The organism is Pseudomonas sp. GW704-F2 (assembly GCF_059423025.1).
Map to the genome: position 1 here is coordinate 17,810 of NZ_JBWKXO010000003.1, position 17,490 is coordinate 35,299.

The window sequence follows — 17,490 nt, forward strand, 5'->3', positions numbered from 1 at the left end:
CGGTGTCTGGCAGGGTTGAGCACCGTTTGCAGCCTTTGCGACGGGCATGGCGGCTGGTTGGCACAGAGCCTGCAAGCACACTGTACAACCCACCTCGGTCAACGACGATCGACAGGCCATACAGGTCATGGGCACCAGCGGTAGAACCGGCGAAGACGTCCGGGTCGACCCCGCATCAGAACAGGCAAAGACGCCTGGAACCGCAAGGTTTCAGGCGTTTTTTTTTGCTTTTTAAACCGTGATGAGCTTTGTCGGGTGCTTGATATGAATTCCACTCTCGCCAGTCTGAAACAGCTGAAAACCCTGATCGTCGTCGGCAATGGCATGGTCGGCCATCATTGTGTGGCGCAACTGATCGAGCGCGGCGCCCTGGAGCACTATCGCCTGCATGTGTTCAGCGAAGAGCCGATGCGTGCCTATGACCGCGTGCATTTGTCCGAATACTTCACTGGCCGTGATGCCGAGTCGCTGGCGTTGTCGCACGCTTCGCTGTACCAGACGCCGGGCGTGACCCTGCACCTGGGGGCGCCGGTACTGGAAATCGACCGCGCCCGCCGTGAGGTGATCACCGCCACAGGCAGCGTGGCGTATGACAAATTGGTCCTGGCAACCGGCTCTTACCCGTTTGTGCCGCCGATCAACGGCGCGCAAGGCGATTCGCGGCTGGTCTACCGCACCCTTGAAGACCTCGATGCCATCCGTGGCGCCGCCGCGAATGCGCGGCGTGGCGTGGTGGTCGGCGGTGGCCTGCTCGGCCTGGAAGCCGCCAACGCCCTGAAAAGCCTGGGCCTTGAAGCCCATGTGGTGGAGTTCGCGCCGCGCTTGATGCCGGTGCAACTGGATGACTTCGGCGGGCTGGCGCTCAAGGCGCAGATCGAGCGCCTGGGCGTGGGCGTGCATTTGTCCCGCGCCACTCAATCGATCAGCGCGGGCGAGCAGTACCGCTATCGCATGAACTTTGCCAATGACGAATTTCTGGAAACTGATCTGATCGTGTTCTCCGCTGGCATCCGCGCCCAGGACGCACTGGCCCGCCAGGCCGGCCTGGAGATCGGCCCGCGCGGCGGGGTGGTGATCAACGATGAATGCCTGAGCAGCGACCCGGACATCTACGCGATCGGCGAGTGTGCGTCGTGGAACGGCAGTCTGTTCGGCCTGGTCGCGCCGGGTTACCAGATGGCCCGAGGGGTGGCCGCCCTGTTGTGCGGGCAGACCGCCGAGCCCTTTGTCGGCGCGGACATGTCGACCAAACTCAAACTGCTGGGGGTGGACGTGGGGTCCATCGGCGACGCCCATGCACACACACCCGGTGCGCGCAGCTACCAGTTCATCGACGAGGCTAGCGCCAGCTACCGGCGCCTGGTGGTGGACGCCAGCGGCAAGCAGGTGATCGGCGCGGTGCTGGTCGGCGACAACAGCTATTACGACACCTTGCTGCAGTACATGCAGAACGGCATTGCGTTGCCGTCCGAACCGGCCGGCCTGATCTTGCCGTCGTCCGCCGGCGCACCGAGCCTCGGCCCTGGCGCGTTGCCGGAGTCGGCCACCGTCTGTTCCTGCCATAACGTCACCAAAGGTTCGATTTGCGCGGCCATCGACAGCGGTTGCGCCGACCTCGGCCTGCTCAAGGCGCAGACCAAGGCCTGCACCGGTTGCGGCGGCTGCGCCGGTTTGCTCAAGCAGGTGTTCGAGCATGAACTGGTCGCCCGTGGCGTCAGCGTCGACAAGAGCCTGTGCGAACACTTCGCCTACACCCGTCAGGAGTTGTATGCGCTGGTACGCGTGGAAGGGGTGATCACCTTCGAAGAGTTGCTGGCCAAGCACGGCCGTGGCCACACCGGTTGCGATGTATGCAAACCAGCGGTGGGCTCGATCCTGGCGTCGTGCTGGAACCAACCGATCATGGACGCCTCGCTGGTGCCGTTGCAGGACACCAACGACACGTTCATGGCCAATATGCAGAAGAACGGCACCTATTCGGTGGTGCCGCGTATTCCGGGCGGCGAAATCACCGCGGAAAAACTCATCGCCATCGGTGTGGTCGCGCAGAAATACCAGCTCTACACCAAGATCACCGGCGGCCAGCGTATCGACCTGTTTGGCGCGCAACTGCATGAGCTGCCGGACATCTGGGCCGAGCTGATCGACGCCGGGTTTGAAACCGGGCACGCCTACGGCAAATCCACGCGCACGGTGAAGTCGTGCGTCGGCAGTACCTGGTGCCGCTACGGCGTGCAGGACAGCGTGAAAATGGCGCTGCTGATCGAGGACCGCTACAAGGGCCTGCGTTCGCCGCACAAGCTCAAGTTCGCGGTGTCCGGCTGCACCCGCGAATGCGCCGAAGCGCAAAGCAAAGACGTCGGTGTGATCGCCACAGAGAAGGGCTGGAACCTCTACATCGCCGGTAACGGCGGCATGCGCCCACGCCACGCCGAGCTGTTCGCGACCGACCTGGATGACGCCACGCTGATCCGCTACATCGACCGCTTCCTGATGTTCTACATCCGCACGGCCGACAAATTGCAACGCACCTCGGTGTGGCGTGAAAGCCTGGAAGGCGGCCTGGGTTTCCTCAAGGACGTGATCCTCGACGACAGCCTGGGCCTGGGCGCCGAACTCGAAGCGCAAATGCAACTGGTGGTCGACCGGTACGAATGCGAATGGGCCAACGCCCTCAAAGACCCGGAAAAACTCAAACGCTTCCGCACCTTCGTCAACGACAAACGCCCGGATCCGGACATCCATTTTGTCCACGAACGCGGCCAGCGCCGGCCGATCATGGCCGCCGAACTCAACCTGATTCCCGTCATCGAGGAGCTTGCCTGATGAGCCAGTCCAACACTTTGCGTAACCTTGCCACCTGGAAAAGCGTGTGCAGCGAAAGCGACCTGGTGAACAATTCCGGCGTGGTGGTGTGGTACGACGGCGCGCAAGTCGCGCTGTTCTACCTGCCGGACGCGCCGGACCAGACCCTCTACGCCATCGACAACCATGACCCGGAATCCGGCGCGAACGTGATCGGCCGCGGGCTGGTCGGCAGTATCAAGGGCGATCTGGTGGTGGCTGCGCCGATCTACAAACAGCATTACCGTCTGGCGGACGGCCAATGCCTGGAGGCACCGCAGCAGCGCTTGCGGGTATGGCCGGTGCGGTTGAATGCGGGGGTGGTGGAGTTGGGGGTGAGTTGAGGCGAGGTCGGCCGAAGGCGCCCATCCTCCAGCTGCCTGCGGCATGTGGAGAATGGGCGCGTGCATATCCGCCGTCAGCGGTTGAAGCGTTCAACCAGTGCGTATTGGGTGGACGCGGTGTGGGTCAGTTCCTTGCTCAGGTCCGCGGATTGATGGGCCTGGACCGACGTCTGGTCGGCCAGTTCGGCGATGGTGGTGATGTTGCGACTGATCTCTTCGGCCACCGCGCTTTGTTCTTCGGTGGCGGCGGCGATCTGGGTGGTCATCTCGGTGATGTGGGACACCGCTTCGCTGATGCCGACCAGCGCCTGGTCGGCCTCAAGTACCCGGGCCACGCCTTCCTGCGCCTGGCGCTGGCCGTGTTCCATGCTTTGTACAGCGTTGCTGGACGATGCCTGGAGCTTGGTGATCAAGTCATGGATCTGGGTGGTGGAGTGCGACGTGCGTTGCGCCAATTGGCGGACTTCGTCGGCGACTACGGCAAAGCCGCGGCCCATATCCCCGGCACGCGCCGCCTCGATCGCGGCGTTGAGGGCCAGCAGGTTGGTCTGGTCGGCGATGCCTTTGATCACGTCGACGACAGTGCCGATTTCGTCGCTGTCGCGGGCCAACTGCGCCACGGTGACACCGGTTTCGCCGACCACGGCGGAGAGGCGCTCGATGGCTTCGCGGGTATCGCGGGCCACCTCGCGGCCACGCCCGGTCAGCACGTTGGCTTGCTGGGTGGCATCCGCGGTGCGCTGCACGTGGCTGGCGACTTCCTGGGTGGTTGCGGCCATCTGGTTGACGGCGGCCGAGACCTGCTCGGTTTCGACGCGTTGACGGTCAAGGCCGGTCGAACTGGCCGTGGCCAGTCGGTTGGATTGCCCGGCCAGCGCGTTGAGCTGCTCGGCACTGTCCTGCAGGCGGGTGAGGCAGGTCTTCAACCGGGCGTTCTGGCTGAGGAACGCGGTTTCCAGGCGGCCCTGGGGGCCGCGTTCATCGCTGTACATCTGCGCAATCAGCGCATCCGAGGTCGACGGCTCGATGCCCGAAAGCAAGCGTAACGTTGCACGCCGACGCACCTGCGCGCCGATCATGCTCACGGGCACCGCAACGGCTACCGCCACGGCCATGGCCAGCGGCGCACTGAGGAACAGCCCGCCCACGGCGCCGGCAAGCCCGGAGGCGACGTAGGGCACGCTGTCGAATAACGTCGACAGCCAACTGTCCCGGCGCGAAACCGCCGATTTGTTCTGGCTCAAACGCCGGTAAAGCGCCTGGGCACGTCGGATTTCATCGGCGCTCGGCTTGACCCGTACCGACTCGAAGCCCACCACGCGGCTGCCTTCGAAGATCGGTGTAACGTAAGCATTGACCCAATAATGGTCGCCGTTTTTCGAGCGATTCTTGACGATACCCATCCACGGCAGGCCTTGCTTGAGCGCGCACCACATATGGGAAAAAACGGCTGAGGGGACGTCGGGATGGCGCACGATATTCTGCGGGGCGCCGATCAAGTCGGCGCGTTCAAAACCACTGATATCGACAAAAGCATCGTTGCAGTAAGTGATCATCCCGTTAACATCAGTTGCGGAGATGAGCTTCTGCGAAGGCGCGAGGGAAATCTCGCGCTGTGTCACGGGTTGGTTATTGCGCATTCGACTACTCCCAGAATTGCCTGTAGGACATCGGCAAGTATTCAGATAAGTTGAAGACCGATTGTCTGACAATCTCAAACAGCAACATTTCACCGGTCTAAATCAGGTATTCAGTCCTGTCAGTCGGCGGCCGAAACGCGAAAGCACAAGACTTCAAACGCAAATACCGGATAATGGCGGCCAATTTGAAGTTCGCTATTTTGGTAATCCCGTATGGAAATTAAGGTTAACTTTCTCGACAACCTTCGACTTGAAGCCAAGTTCGATGACTTCACGGTGATCGCCGATCAACCGATTCGCTATAAAGGCGACGGGTCGGCGCCGGGGCCATTCGATTACTTCCTGGCTTCGTCGGCATTGTGTGCGGCGTACTTCGTGAAGTTGTACTGCGAGACACGCAATATCCCCACGGACAATATCCGGTTGTCGCAGAACAACATTGTCGACCCGGAAAACCGCTACAACCAGATTTTCAAGATCCAGGTGGAGTTGCCGGCAGATATCTCCGACAAGGATCGCCAAGGCATCTTGCGCTCTATTGACCGTTGCACGGTGAAGAAAGTGGTACAGGCCGGCCCTGAATTCGTGATCGAAGAGGTGGAAAACCTCGACGCCGACGCCCAGGCCCTGTTGATGCCCAATTCCACTTCCGAGGCGGGCACCTACATCGTGGGCAAGGACCTGCCGCTGGAGCAGACCATCGCCAACATGTCGGGCATCCTGGCGGGCCTGGGCATGAAGATCGAGATCGCCTCGTGGCGCAATATCGTGCCGAACGTGTGGTCGCTGCATATCCGCGATGCCCATTCGCCGATGTGCTTCACCAACGGCAAGGGCGCGACCAAGGAAAGCGCGCTGGCCTCGGCGTTGGGCGAGTTCATCGAGCGCCTCAACTGCAACTTCTTCTATAACGATCAGTTCTGGGGCGAAGAACTGGCCAATGCACCGTTCGTGCATTACCCGGACGAGCGCTGGTTCCAGCCTGGGCGCAAGGATGAACTGCCAGCGGAAATCCTCGACGCCTACTGCCTGAACATCTACAACCGCGACGGCGAGTTGCGTGGCTCGCACCTGTTCGACACCAACTCGGGCAATGAAGACCGCGGGATTGTGGCACTGCCGTTTGTGCGCCAGTCGGACGGCGAGGTGGTGTATTTCCCGTCCAACCTGATCGAAAACCTGTACCTGAGCAATGGCATGAGCGCCGGCAACACCCTGGCCGAAGCCCAGGTGCAGTGCCTGTCGGAGATCTTCGAGCGGGCGGTCAAGCGTGAAATCATCGAAGGTGAATTCGCCCTGCCGGATGTGCCGGCTGACGTGCTGGCCAAGTACCCGAGTATTCTGGCCGGGATCCAGGGGCTGGAAGCCCAGGGCTTCCCGGTGCTGGTCAAGGATGCCTCGCTGGGCGGCGAGTTCCCGGTGATGTGCGTGACCTTGATGAACCCGCGTACCGGCGGTGTGTTTGCCTCGTTCGGCGCGCACCCGAGCCTGGAAGTGGCGCTGGAACGTAGCCTGACTGAATTGCTCCAAGGCCGCAGTTTCGAAGGCCTGAACGATCTGCCGCAGCCGACGTTCGAAGGTCACGCGGTGACCGAGCCGAACAACTTCGTCGAGCACTTCATCGACTCCAGCGGCGTGGTCTCGTGGCGCTTCTTCAGTGCCCGCTCGGATTACGAATTCGTCGAGTGGGACTTCTCCGGCCAGGGCGAAAACTCCAACGCCGAAGAAGCCGCGACGCTGTTCGGCATTCTCGAGAACATGGGCAAGGAGTCGTACATGGCGGTGTATGAGCACCTCGGTGCCACCGCCTGCCGCATCCTGGTTCCGGACTACTCGGAAATCTATCCGGTGGACGACCTGATCTGGGACAACACCAACAAAGCGCTGTTTTTCCGCGCCGACATCCTCAACCTGCATCGCCTGGATGACGCGCAACTCAAGGCCCTGGCCGAACGCCTGGTGGAAAGCGAACTGGACGACTACACCGATATCACCACCTTGATCGGTATCGAGTTCGACGACAACACCGCCTGGGGCCAACTGACCATCCTCGAATTGAAGCTGCTGATCTACCTCGCCCTGCAGCAATACGAGGAAGCGAAGGAAGCGGTGGAAATGTTCCTGCAGTACAACGACAACACCGTCGAGCGCGGCCTGTTCTACCAGGCGGTGAACGCGGTGCTGGAGATGGAACTGGATGAAGACCTGGAATTGGCGGACTACGAGGCCAACTTCCGGCGGATGTTCGGTAACGAGCGGATGGATGCGGTGATCGGCTCGGTCAACGGCAGTGTGCGCTTTTATGGATTGACGCCGACCAGCATGAAGCTGGAAGGGCTGGACCGGCATCTGCGCTTGATCGAGAGCTATAAAAAACTGCATAGCGCGCGGGCCAACATCACGTCAGCCTGACGCAGCATCCAGTGTGGGAGGGGGCTTGCCCCCGATAGCAATCTGTCAGTCACTGAATCAGGAGACTGGCCACCGCTATCGGGGGCAAGTCGAATCGTCGCACCGCCCCTCCCACATTAAGATGGAACTGGCAGACTACGAGGCGTCTGCAAAAACTGCACGGCACGCGGGCCAACATCATGTCAGCCTGACGCAGTATCCAGTGTGGGAGGGGGCTTGCCCCCGATAGCAATCTGTCAGTCACTGAGTCAGGAGACTGGCCCACCGCTATCGGGGGCAAGCCCCCTCCCACATTAGATATGTGCCAACGCTTGCGCGAGGTCCGCGCGCAAGTCCTCCACGTCCTCGATCCCCACCGACAACCGCACCAACCCATCGCCAATGCCCAATTGCGCCCGCGTCGCTGCCGGGATGCTGGCATGGGTCATGATCGCCGGGTGTTCGATCAGACTTTCCACGCCGCCGAGGCTTTCGGCCAGGGCGAAGAGTTTGACGTGTTCCAGGAAACGCCTGGCGCCGGCCAGGTCGCTGTTCAATACCACCGAAATCATCCCGCCAAACCCGCGCATCTGCCGACGTGCCAGGGCGTGCTGGGGGTGTGAGACCAGGCCCGGGTAGTGAACCCGCGCCACCTGCGGTTGGTGTTCGAGCCAGCTCGCCAGGTCCAGTGCATTGCTGCAATGGCGCTCCATGCGCAGGGCCAGGGTTTTCACGCCGCGCAGGGTCAGGAAGGCGTCGAACGGCCCGGTGATGGCGCCGACCGAGTTCTGCAGGAAGCCCAAGCGCTCGGCCAGTTCGGGGTTGTCGCCGACAATTGCGATGCCGCCGATCACGTCGGAGTGGCCATTGAGGTATTTGGTGGTGGAATGCACCACGATGTCGCAACCCAGCTCCAGCGGGCGCTGGATCCACGGGCTGGCGAAGGTGTTGTCGGCCACGCAGAGGATGCCGCGGGCGCGGCAGATGCGCGCGATGGCGCTGAGGTCGGTCAGGCTCAGCAGCGGGTTGCTGGGCGTCTCGACCCAGACCATGCGCGTGTCGTCCTGCAACGCGGCTTCAAACGCCTGCACATCGCTCAAATCGACAAAACTGAAACGGTGCCCGGCGCTGCGTTGGCGCACCTTGTCGAACAGGCGGAAGGTGCCGCCATACAGGTCGTTGCCGGAGACGACATGGCTGCCGGCATCCAGCAACTCCAGCACGGTGGAAATCGCCGCCAGCCCCGAGGCAAAGGCAAACGCCTGGCGGCCGCCTTCCAGGTCGGCCACGCAGCGCTCCAGGGCGAACCGCGTGGGGTTGTGGGAGCGGCCATAATCGAAGCCCTTGTGTACGCCGGGGCTGTCTTGCCGGTAGGTGGAATTGGCGTAGATCGGCGGCATCAGCGCGCCGGTGGTCGGGTCGGGCGATTGCCCGGCGTGGATCACACGGGTGGCAAACGCGCTTTTATCGGGCTGACTCATGCAAGGGATCTCCGCAGGTGATTGAGCAGGTCGACACGGGTGATCAGGCCATGGAAGCCCGACGCGTCGGCGATGATGGCGACCAGGCCGCGATCCAGCTCCGCCTGCAACTCGGCGAGGCTGGCGCTGGGGTCGAGCGTGTGTACGGTTTCGGTCATGGCGCTGGCGACGATCATGGAAAAGTCCGCGGCGTCGTGGTGCAGGCCCAGCAGGATGTCGGATTCGTCGATCACACCCACCAGTGCCTGGCCGTTCACCAGCACCGGCAATTGCGAGACATCGGCCAGGCGCATGCGCTGGAAGGCCGTGAGCAGGGTGTCGTCGGGGCTGACGCTGATCACGCGGCCGTCTTCGAAGCGCCGGGCGATCAGGTCGCGCAGGTCGCCGTAGTGCTTGTAGTGCAGCAAGCCCGCGTCGCTCATCCATTGGTCGTTGTAGACCTTCGACAGGTAACGCGTGCCGGTGTCGCAGACGAAGCTGACCACGCGCTTGGGCGCGGTCTGTGCGCGGCAATAGCGCAAGGCTGCGGCGAGCAGGGTGCCGGTGGACGAGCCGCCGAGAATGCCTTCGGCCTTGAGCAACTGGCGGGCGTGGTCGAAGCTCTCTTCATCGCTGATGGAATAGGCGTGGCGCACGCTGGACAGGTCGGCAATCGAGGGGACGAAGTCTTCGCCGATGCCTTCCACCGCCCAGGAACCCGGGGTGACCAGGGTGCCGCTGCGGCTGTATTCGGCCATCACCGAACCGACGGGGTCGGCCAGCACCATCTCCAGCGCCGGCTGCACCCGCTTGAAGAAGCGCGTCAGCCCGGTGAGCGTGCCGGCCGAACCGACGCCGACCACAATCGCGTCGAGGTCATGCTCGGTCTGCGCCCAGAGCTCCGGCGCGGTGCTGGTTTCGTGGGCGAGCGGGTTGGCCGGGTTATTGAACTGGTCGGCGAAGAACGAGCCCGGGATGTCCTTGGCCAGGCGCGCAGCCACGTCCTGATAGTACTCGGGGTGGCCTTTGCCGACATCGGAGCGGGTGATATGCACTTCGGCGCCCATGGCCTTGAGGTGCAGCACCTTTTCGGTGGACATCTTGTCGGGCACCACCAGCACCACCCGGTAGCCTTTCGCCCGGCCCACCAGCGCCAGGCCCAGCCCGGTGTTGCCGGCGGTGGCTTCGACAATCGTGCCGCCGACGCGCAGGCGGCCGTCGCGCTCGGCGGCGTCGATCATCGCCACGCCGATGCGATCCTTGATCGAGCCGCCGGGGTTTTGCGATTCGAGTTTGAGAAACAGCGTGCAGGGGCCGGTGTCGAAGCGGCTGATCCGCACCAGCGGAGTGTTGCCGATCAGTTCAAGCACGGCGGGGCGGGCAAGCGTGGGCATGTCGTCACCTGGGTGTAGGGTGGGGGGACAGCAAACGGCAAAGCGTGGCTTGGAACATAGGCCGCTATTGCACGGGTCGCAACTGCGCGGTCGGCCGGCTGTCTTTTTTTGGCGCATGAGCGAAGGCTCGGTGCGCCATCGGTGGGCAGTCTTGCCGCGCCGCCTGGGCGCGAACCCGCGAAATCGTTGGGTGTGCGCAGCTGGCCTGGGGTTTGCTAGAAACAAATCCAAACTTGGATACAAGATGGAGGCCCTTATGCAGAGCGTTATCGGCTGGACCCTCGGCGAATGGCGTGAGGCCTATCGCAACGGGACGATCACCCCGGACATCGTGCTGACCCTGGCCGCGCAATACGCCGCCGCCGACAACGCCTGGATCGCCCGCGCGCGGCCTGAACAACTGACGGCGCAGTTGGCGCAATTGAGCGAGCGGCTGGCGGCGGTCGGTGGCGATATGACCCAGTTGCCGTTGTACGGCGTGCCGTTTGCGATCAAGGACAACATCGACGCGGCCGGTTGGGAGACCACGGCGGCGTGTCCGGAATTTGCCTACGCCCCGGCGTCGGATGCGAGCGTCGTCGCCAAGCTGCGTGCGGCCGGTGCGATCCTGATGGGCAAGACCAACCTCGATCAGTTCGCCACCGGCCTGGTGGGCACCCGCTCGCCGTATGGCGCGGTGGCCAACAGCTTCAATCCGGCTTATGTCAGCGGCGGTTCCAGCTCCGGTTCCGCCTCGGTGGTCGCCCGGGGTTTGGTGGCGTTCTCCCTGGGCACCGACACCGCCGGCTCCGGTCGGGTGCCGGCGGGGTTCAACAATATCGTCGGGTTAAAACCCAGCAAAGGCCGCCTGTCCAATACCGGCCTGGTGCCTGCGTGCCGCACGGTGGATTGCATCTCGGTGTTTGCCCTGACCGTGGAAGACGCCGAATCCGTGGCGCAAGTGGCCGAAGGCTACGACGCGAGTGACGCCTATTCCCGCGCCAACCCCCATACCGCGCCGGTGGCGGTGGGGCGTGCGATCAAACTCGCCATTCCGGTGACCCTGGAGTTCTTCGGCGATACCCAGAACCAGGCCGTATTCGAGCAGGCCGTCGAGCGCTTCAAGGCGTTGGGTGCGCAGATCACCCCGGTGGATTTCAGCCCGTTCAAGGCGCTGGCGGACCAGTTGTATTTCGGCCCATGGGTCGCCGAACGCACGGTCGCCCTGCACAGCATGCTTGAACAGCAGCCGGACGCGATCAACCCGGTGGTGCGCGGCATCGTCGAAAACGGGCTTGAGTACAGCGCCTGCGACGCCTACAAAGCCGAATACCTGCGCGCCGACCTGAGCCGGCGCATCAACGACACGCTGGCGGGCTTCGACGCATTACTGGTGCCGACCTCGCCGACGATTCGCACCCAGGCCGAGATGGCGCTGGAGCCGGTGCGCTACAACTCGCAATTCGGCTATTACACCAACTTCACCAACCTGGCGGACCTGTGCGCGCTGGCGCTGCCCGCCGGCCTGCGCGCAGATGGCTTGCCCAGCGGCATCACCTTGTTGGCGCCGGCCTGGCACGACACGGCCCTGGCCCATTTGGGCAAGCGCTGGCAAGCCGGCCTCGGCCTGCCGCTGGGCGCCACCGCGCGCGAGTTGCCCGCACCGGCCGCACCAACCCCCGCGCCCGGCAGCGTGCGCCTGGCGGTGGTCGGCGCGCACCTGAGCGGCATGCCGCTGAATTTCCAACTGACCACGCGCAATGCGGTGCTGGTGGAGCAAACGCTGACCGCCGACAGCTATCGACTCTACGCGCTACCGGGCACGGTGCCGCCCAAGCCGGGGCTGGCCAGGGCGGACAGTGGCCGCTCGATCATCGTCGAGCTGTGGGACATGCCCATCGCCCGCTTTGGCGAGTTCGTCGCTGAAGTCCCCGCACCGTTGGGCATCGGCAACCTGAGCCTGACCGACGGGCGCAACGTCAAAGGCTTTATCTGCGAACCCTGGGCCCTGGCCGATGCGCTCGATATCACCGAATTCGGCGGCTGGCGCGCCTTTATCGCGAGCCGGGGCTAAGCATGCCGGGCTCAACCCTGAAAAATCCCAAGGCGCGCCCCGACAGCCTGGCCGAACGCATCTACGCGCAGCTCAAGGCGGATATCTTCGACTTTCGCCTGCTGCCGGGCGACCGCTTCAGCGAAGGCGAAGTGGCCGAGCGCATGAACGTCAGCCGCACCCCGGTGCGTCAGGCGCTCTATCGTCTGGAGAAGGAAGGTTACCTGGAGGTGTACTTCCGCAGTGGCTGGCAGGTGAAACCGTTCGACTTCACCTACTTCGAAGAGCTGTATGACCTGCGGATCATTCTGGAACTGGCGGCGGTCAACCGTTTATGCCTGATGGATGAACCGCGCCCTGCGCTGTTGCAAGGGTTGCAGGCGATCTGGCAGGTGGAGGAGGGCGAACGCCAGCAGGACACCCAGGTGGTGTCCGCGCTGGACGAGCGCTTTCACTGCGCCTTGGTGGAAGCCACCGGCAACCGCGAAATGGCGCGCATGCACTACGCCATTACGGAAAAAATTCGCATCATCCGCCGGCTCGACTTTACCCAGGCTTCGCGGATCGCGGCGACCTACGAAGAACACGCGCAGATACTCGACGCTATCCTGCAACGGCGCGGTGAAGAGGCGCAGCAGCTGCTCAAGCGGCATATCGAACTGAGCAAGCAGCAGGTGCGCAACATCACGTTGCACCGGTTGCAGGTGGCGCGGGACACTCAATCAACCGGCTTCACAGCAACGCTTGCAGACGGCTGACGGTGGCATCGCCGGCCCGCTGCATCGGTGCGCGCAATTCACTGCCGATCAGCCCCTGCAAGGCCAGCGCCGCCTTGACCGGTGCCGGGTTGGGCTCCATAAACAACGTATCGATCAACGGCAGCAACTGGAAAAACGTCTGCCGCGCCTCGCTCAACTGGTTATCCCGCACCTGCTGCCACAGCGCCACGAACCGCTCGGTGTGTAAATGTGCCGACGCTGCGATCGCCCCAGTGGCGCCAAGGCACAACGCGTTAAAGATCTGGATGTCCTCGCCACACAGCACATCCACCGCCCCACTGGCCAGCAGCGCCAGGGTATTGCCCAGGTTGCCGCCACAGTCCTTGACCGCGACGATGCGCGGATGGGCGACGATGTTCAGCAGCGTGGCCTGTTCGAAGGTCGCGCCGGTGCGATAGGGAATGTCATAGAGAATGATCGGCACGCCGGAGGCGTCGGCCACCGTGCGGAAGAACGCTTCAAGGCCGCTCTGGGACGGACGGATATAGCTGGGCGCCGGCACCAACAGACCGGCCACCGGGCGTTTGAGGATTTCGCCCTGGAACTGCAACAGTTCAATCTGGTTATATCCCGCCAGGCCCATCACCACGCGGTGCGCCGGCACCCACTGCAACACCGCATCCAGCACCGCCAGTTGTTCCTGGCGGCTCAACGCCGCGGCTTCGCCCGTGGTGGTGCAGACCATGATCCCGGCCACGTGCTTTTCCAGCAGATGCTCGACCAGCCGGCGCAGGCCGATAAAGTCGATGGCGCCGTCCTGAAACGGCGTGACCACGGGAACCCAGATACCTTGAAACGCTGACATGCACTCTCTCCTGATGATTGACCGATTAAGTCACCGTCAGAAGGGCAGAAGGAATTGTGCAAGGGCAGGGTGTCCGTCGCGCTCAATGTCCTGTCAGCTCATCTGACGGGACAGCGCGCCCCGGTCACATGAGCGACTGTTTCTTCGATTTGAGGGCGCGCGCAACGCAACCTTGCGCCTTGGCGATCAAGCCAATGACGGAAAGGTTAACGAAAGACGTTGCAAGCATGAGCTGACACACCCTGAATGAGGGCTCCATCTTCAGGGGGTGTGAGTAAATGTGTCAAGCCCTGCGTAGTTACCGGCAGGTTGCACGGCCCAGGCACTTGAACGGTGCCTGGGCGGTGAAACGATCGTTGTCAGTCAGGGATTAGCCACTGCGGCCTCAATCGCGGCAATGTCGATCTTGGTCATGGTCATCATCGCCTCGAAGGCTCGCTTGGCCGTCGCCGGGTCGGCATGGGTCACGGCGGCCGACAACACACGCGGCGTGATTTGCCACGACAGGCCCCACTTGTCCTTGCACCAACCGCAGGCACTGGCCTGGCCACCGTTGTCGATGATGGCGTTCCACAGCCGATCAGTCTCGGCCTGGTCATCGGTAGCCACCTGAAAGGAAAACGCCTCGGTGTGCGGGAATGCCGGACCGCCATTCAGGCCGAGACACGGGATGCCCAGCACGGTGAACTCGACGGTCAGAATGTCGCCCTGTTTACCTGCGGGATAATCCCCCGGCGCGCGGTGTAACGCCTTCACCGCACTGTCCGGGAAGGTCTTGGCATAAAACGTCGCAGCGTCCAGGGCGGTGCCGTTGTACCAGAGGCACAGGGTGTTTTTGTTGTTCATGTTCGGTCTCCACGGTGAATGGGTGTGTGGAGTTTAGATCAGGGTGAAGGGCGGATGCGGTGTTGCGAACCGAGTACAGCGGCCTCGCCGACAGAGGCCGCATACAGAATCAGCATGCTGGGGCCAGCAACACCCACGATTCTCTCAAGCCGATCGTCAAGGACGAAGAACGCGCAGATGAGCAAAACGTCTGCGCGCCCCCAACGCCACCGTCACGAATCACGTTGCTCGCTGACAGGCGCATGCTGCGCCATCAGCTCCGCGACCCAGTCGATGAACACGCGCACCTTGATGCTGATATGCCGGTTCGGCGGAAATGCCACGTAGATCGGCATCGGATCGAGACGCCAGTCCTTGAACAGGGGCACCAATTCGCCGCGTGCTTCGTAGGTCGTGGACATGTACTTGGGCAGCCAAAGCACACCCAGCCCGGCCAGGCCGGCCGCGAGGTAGGCGTTGCCATCGTCGACTGCCAGCGCATAGCGGCCTTTGACCTGGAGGCTCTCAGCGTGGTTGCGCATGGAGTAGGGCAGGGCTTTACCGGTGCGCGCCCACAAGAAGCCGACGATACGGTGTTGCGAATCTTCCAGCTCCCGCGGATGCGCGGGGATACCGACGCGGGCCAGGTAGCTCGGTGCGGCGAAAACGCCAAGCTGGAGGTCGCCAACCTTCCGGGCCATCAGCGACTGATCCTTTATCTCGCCGCCGCGCACCACGCAATCGATGTTCTCACCGATCATATCCACGATCCGGTCGCTGACGCCCATGTCGATCTGGATGTCCGGGTAGCGCAGGTAAAACTCGGGCAATGCGGGGACTAGAATCATGCTGGCCAGGGGGCTTGGCACATCCACTCGCAATCGCCCCCTGGGCAGCGTCGAGGCGCCGGACAGGCTGGTCTCGGCGTCGTCCATGTCGGCCAGCAGTCGTAACACTCGCTCGTAATAGACTGCACCGTCGGCCGTGACGTTGACTTTGCGCGTGGTGCGGTTAAGCAATTTAACCCGCAACCGTGCCTCCAACTGCTGTACCAGTTGTGTCACGGTGGTCTTGCTCATGTGCAGTGTTTCGGCCGCTTTGGTGAAGCTGCCAGCTTCCACCACGCGAGCAAACGCCTGCATCGCATCAAAACGGTCCATTGCTAACCCCCCGCTCTCGATTGGATTGTTTGGATTTTACAAACAGTGCTAGCTAGGGTTGCCTGTTTATCGCCCAGGTACAAGTCCATACAGTCTCTGCATCGTTAGTTCCGGGTCGGCTTTGACCCATTGATGGAGGCACCTATGACGCAGCGTGATGTTGTTTTTCCACCTGGACGCCAGGCGCTTTACGAGCGCAATCGCTATTCGCCGGCGATCAAGTCCAATGGTTTTTTATTTGTGTCGGGGCAAGTCGGCAGCCACGAGGACGGCTCGCCCGAACCCGATCTGGAGGCCCAGGTCCGACGCGCGTTCACCAACCTGAATGCAATCCTGGTCGCTGCCGGTTGCACCTTCGACGATGTGATTGACGTCACCGTCTTCATCGTCGATCCCGAGTCGACGTTCGAGACGATCTGGAAGGTTGTGCCGGAGTTCTGGGGCCGGGCGCCACACCCGACGCTGACCGGCGTGGGTGTCACATGGCTGTATGGTTACCAGTTCGAGATCAAGGTGATTGCCAAGCTGCCGGAAGGCACCGGGGGATGATCTGGCCAGCGATTACGCAAGGGCGCGGTACCGAAAGCGGTTCATCCTGAACCGTTGGGCTGTGACAGCGCGCACGTCACACCACCGCAGTTGCAAGCGTTCTGGAACGCCAGGCAAAAGCCAACACCATCAGCAGCCCCAGCCCCGCCATTGCTGCTCCGGCCAGGGAAATCGCCGGATAACCCAGCCCGGCATTGATCACCGCTCCGCCCAGCGCCGCACCAATCGCGTTGCCTAAGTTGAAGGCGCCGATGTTCACCGCCGAGGCCAGATTGGGCGCGTCCTTGGCCGCTTCCATGACGCGCATCTGCAGCGGCGGCACCAGGGCGAAGCTGGCGATACCCCATATCAGGATGGCAACGGCGGCCGGCAGCGGCCAACGCATCAGTACGGTGAACGCGAGCAAGACGAGAATAAGCACGCTCAGTGAAACGATTAGGGTGCGATCTATCGAGCGGTCGGCGGCCTTGCCGCCCCACATGTTGCCCAGCGTCAACCCCACACCGAACAGCACCAGCATGGCGGTGATGTAGGCGGTGGACGCGTGGGTCTCGCTGCTGAGAATCGGCGCGATGTAGGTGAAGACGGTAAACATTGCCCCCGAGCCGACGACAGTGAGGGCCAGCGCCCCCAGCACCGGGCCACGGCCCAATACCCGAATTTCGGCCAGTACACCGCCGCTTTTCGGCGCCGGCAGGTTGGGCAGGGCGAACCATAACGCAGCCATGGCCACCACACCGAGGCCGGTAATCCCCCAGAATGCGCTGCGCCAGCCGAACAGTTCGCCGAACCAGGCGGCCAGCGGCACACCGCCGATGGTCGCCAGGGTCAGGCCCATGAACATGGCCGCAACCGCTCCGGCACGTTTCTGCGGGGCAACCACGCTGGCGGCGACGATGGCGCCGACGCCAAAGAACGCGCCGTGGTTCAGTGAGGTCACCACCCTGGCGACCATGAGGCTGTAGTAATCGGTCGCCAGGGCTGACATCAGATTTCCCAGGGTGAAAATCGCCATGAGTCCGATCAGCAGATAGCGCCGTGGAATCCTGCCGGTGGTCAGGGTCATCAGCGGCGCGCCGAGCAGTACGCCCAGGGCGTAAGCGCTGACCAACAGACCTGCGGCGGGAATGGAAACACCGAGATCCGCCGCGATGCCCGGCAACATGCCCATGGGGGCGAACTCGGTAACGCCGATGCCAAAGGCACCCATGGCGAGTGCGACAAGTGGTGGATTGATACGCATGGAAGGCTCCTTATCTATGCCGCC

The 17,490-nt window shown here is 62.9% G+C and carries 13 protein-coding genes and 1 pseudogene; 6 read left to right on the forward strand and 8 right to left on the reverse strand.

Features of this window, described 5'->3' with window-relative positions; all coding sequences use genetic code 11:
• The first annotated feature begins 264 nt into the window (after nucleotides 1-264).
• Both nirB and nirD read left to right on the forward strand, forming a co-directional pair.
• Complete coding sequence (nirB, locus tag AC07W0_RS03510; protein WP_102617017.1) at nucleotides 265-2,826, forward strand: nitrite reductase large subunit NirB; 2,562 nt, start codon at nucleotides 265-267, stop codon at nucleotides 2,824-2,826.
• Nucleotides 2,826-3,188: a nitrite reductase small subunit NirD gene (gene nirD / locus AC07W0_RS03515; RefSeq protein WP_017846422.1), complete on the forward strand. Its 363-nt coding sequence runs from the start codon at nucleotides 2,826-2,828 to the stop codon at nucleotides 3,186-3,188. The genes nirB and nirD overlap by 1 nt, the downstream gene beginning before the upstream one ends.
• Nucleotides 3,189-3,262: 74 nt before the next feature.
• Here the strand turns inward: nirD and AC07W0_RS03520 are convergent, their stop codons facing one another.
• Nucleotides 3,263-4,303 carry a methyl-accepting chemotaxis protein gene (locus tag AC07W0_RS03520; protein ID WP_411567472.1) on the reverse strand — a complete coding sequence of 347 codons (1,041 nt, stop codon included), beginning with the start codon at nucleotides 4,301-4,303 and terminating at the stop codon, nucleotides 3,263-3,265.
• A 252-nt stretch (nucleotides 4,304-4,555) separates the two neighbouring features.
• A pseudogene (locus tag AC07W0_RS03525) lies at nucleotides 4,556-4,828 on the reverse strand (PAS domain-containing protein); the annotation flags it as partial.
• A 213-nt stretch (nucleotides 4,829-5,041) separates the two neighbouring features.
• Here AC07W0_RS03525 and AC07W0_RS03530 point away from each other — a divergent pair.
• Nucleotides 5,042-7,240, forward strand: a complete 2,199-nt coding sequence (locus AC07W0_RS03530) for an OsmC domain/YcaO domain-containing protein (RefSeq protein ID WP_102617019.1) — start codon at nucleotides 5,042-5,044, stop codon at nucleotides 7,238-7,240.
• Nucleotides 7,241-7,533: 293 nt separating this feature from the next.
• Here the strand turns inward: AC07W0_RS03530 and AC07W0_RS03535 are convergent, their stop codons facing one another.
• Both AC07W0_RS03535 and AC07W0_RS03540 read right to left on the reverse strand, forming a co-directional pair.
• Nucleotides 7,534-8,700, reverse strand: coding sequence for a cystathionine gamma-synthase (locus AC07W0_RS03535; RefSeq protein ID WP_046486027.1), 1,167 nt, complete (start codon nucleotides 8,698-8,700; stop codon nucleotides 7,534-7,536).
• Nucleotides 8,697-10,073, reverse strand: coding sequence for a pyridoxal-phosphate dependent enzyme (locus AC07W0_RS03540; protein WP_102617020.1), 1,377 nt, complete (start codon nucleotides 10,071-10,073; stop codon nucleotides 8,697-8,699). Before AC07W0_RS03540 ends, AC07W0_RS03535 begins: the two co-directional genes overlap by 4 nt.
• A gap of 256 nt (nucleotides 10,074-10,329) precedes the next feature.
• On the opposite strand from AC07W0_RS03540, the gene atzF reads away from it, so the two are divergent.
• Nucleotides 10,330-12,126, forward strand: a complete 1,797-nt coding sequence (gene atzF / locus AC07W0_RS03545; RefSeq protein ID WP_102617021.1) for an allophanate hydrolase — start codon at nucleotides 10,330-10,332, stop codon at nucleotides 12,124-12,126.
• Between the two features lie 2 nt (nucleotides 12,127-12,128).
• A complete protein-coding gene (locus AC07W0_RS03550; protein WP_102617022.1) occupies nucleotides 12,129-12,863 on the forward strand; it encodes a GntR family transcriptional regulator in 735 nt (244 codons plus the stop codon).
• Here the strand turns inward: AC07W0_RS03550 and dapA are convergent.
• From dapA to AC07W0_RS03565, 3 genes are all read right to left on the reverse strand, one after another.
• Nucleotides 12,838-13,689 carry a 4-hydroxy-tetrahydrodipicolinate synthase gene (gene dapA / locus AC07W0_RS03555; protein ID WP_102617023.1) on the reverse strand — a complete coding sequence of 284 codons (852 nt, stop codon included), beginning with the start codon at nucleotides 13,687-13,689 and terminating at the stop codon, nucleotides 12,838-12,840. The two genes, AC07W0_RS03550 and dapA, sit on opposite strands and share 26 nt — an antisense overlap.
• A 363-nt stretch (nucleotides 13,690-14,052) precedes the next feature.
• Complete coding sequence (locus tag AC07W0_RS03560) at nucleotides 14,053-14,535, reverse strand: VOC family protein (protein ID WP_017846413.1); 483 nt, start codon at nucleotides 14,533-14,535, stop codon at nucleotides 14,053-14,055.
• Between the two features lie 212 nt (nucleotides 14,536-14,747).
• Nucleotides 14,748-15,674 (reverse strand): LysR family transcriptional regulator, encoded by a 927-nt coding sequence (locus AC07W0_RS03565; protein ID WP_102617024.1) that lies wholly within the window; start codon nucleotides 15,672-15,674, stop codon nucleotides 14,748-14,750.
• Between the two features lie 144 nt (nucleotides 15,675-15,818).
• On the opposite strand from AC07W0_RS03565, the gene AC07W0_RS03570 reads away from it, so the two are divergent.
• Entirely contained in the window at nucleotides 15,819-16,223 is a 405-nt protein-coding gene (locus tag AC07W0_RS03570; protein ID WP_017846411.1) for a RidA family protein, read from the forward strand.
• A 76-nt stretch (nucleotides 16,224-16,299) separates the two neighbouring features.
• Here the strand turns inward: AC07W0_RS03570 and AC07W0_RS03575 are convergent, their stop codons facing one another.
• The gene (locus tag AC07W0_RS03575; protein WP_102617025.1) at nucleotides 16,300-17,466 is read right to left on the reverse strand and encodes an MFS transporter; all 1,167 of its coding nucleotides are present in this window, start codon (nucleotides 17,464-17,466) and stop codon (nucleotides 16,300-16,302) included.
• Between the last annotated feature and the right edge of the window lie 24 nt (nucleotides 17,467-17,490).

Excerpts from the sequence above, each read along its gene's own strand:
- nirB (WP_102617017.1), top strand. The coding sequence starts at position 265 with ATGAATTCCACTCTCGCCAGTCTGAAACAGCTGAAAACCCTGATCGTC.
- nirD (WP_017846422.1), top strand. The coding sequence starts at position 2,826 with ATGAGCCAGTCCAACACTTTGCGTAACCTTGCCACCTGGAAAAGCGTG.
- AC07W0_RS03520 (WP_411567472.1), bottom strand. The coding sequence starts at position 4,303 with ATGGCCGTGGCGGTAGCCGTTGCGGTGCCCGTGAGCATGATCGGCGCG.
- AC07W0_RS03530 (WP_102617019.1), top strand. The coding sequence starts at position 5,042 with ATGGAAATTAAGGTTAACTTTCTCGACAACCTTCGACTTGAAGCCAAG.
- AC07W0_RS03535 (WP_046486027.1), bottom strand. The coding sequence starts at position 8,700 with ATGAGTCAGCCCGATAAAAGCGCGTTTGCCACCCGTGTGATCCACGCC.
- AC07W0_RS03540 (WP_102617020.1), bottom strand. The coding sequence starts at position 10,073 with ATGCCCACGCTTGCCCGCCCCGCCGTGCTTGAACTGATCGGCAACACT.
- atzF (WP_102617021.1), top strand. The coding sequence starts at position 10,330 with ATGCAGAGCGTTATCGGCTGGACCCTCGGCGAATGGCGTGAGGCCTAT.
- AC07W0_RS03550 (WP_102617022.1), top strand. The coding sequence starts at position 12,129 with ATGCCGGGCTCAACCCTGAAAAATCCCAAGGCGCGCCCCGACAGCCTG.
- dapA (WP_102617023.1), bottom strand. The coding sequence starts at position 13,689 with ATGTCAGCGTTTCAAGGTATCTGGGTTCCCGTGGTCACGCCGTTTCAG.
- AC07W0_RS03560 (WP_017846413.1), bottom strand. The coding sequence starts at position 14,535 with ATGAACAACAAAAACACCCTGTGCCTCTGGTACAACGGCACCGCCCTG.
- AC07W0_RS03565 (WP_102617024.1), bottom strand. The coding sequence starts at position 15,674 with ATGGACCGTTTTGATGCGATGCAGGCGTTTGCTCGCGTGGTGGAAGCT.
- AC07W0_RS03570 (WP_017846411.1), top strand. The coding sequence starts at position 15,819 with ATGACGCAGCGTGATGTTGTTTTTCCACCTGGACGCCAGGCGCTTTAC.
- AC07W0_RS03575 (WP_102617025.1), bottom strand. The coding sequence starts at position 17,466 with ATGCGTATCAATCCACCACTTGTCGCACTCGCCATGGGTGCCTTTGGC.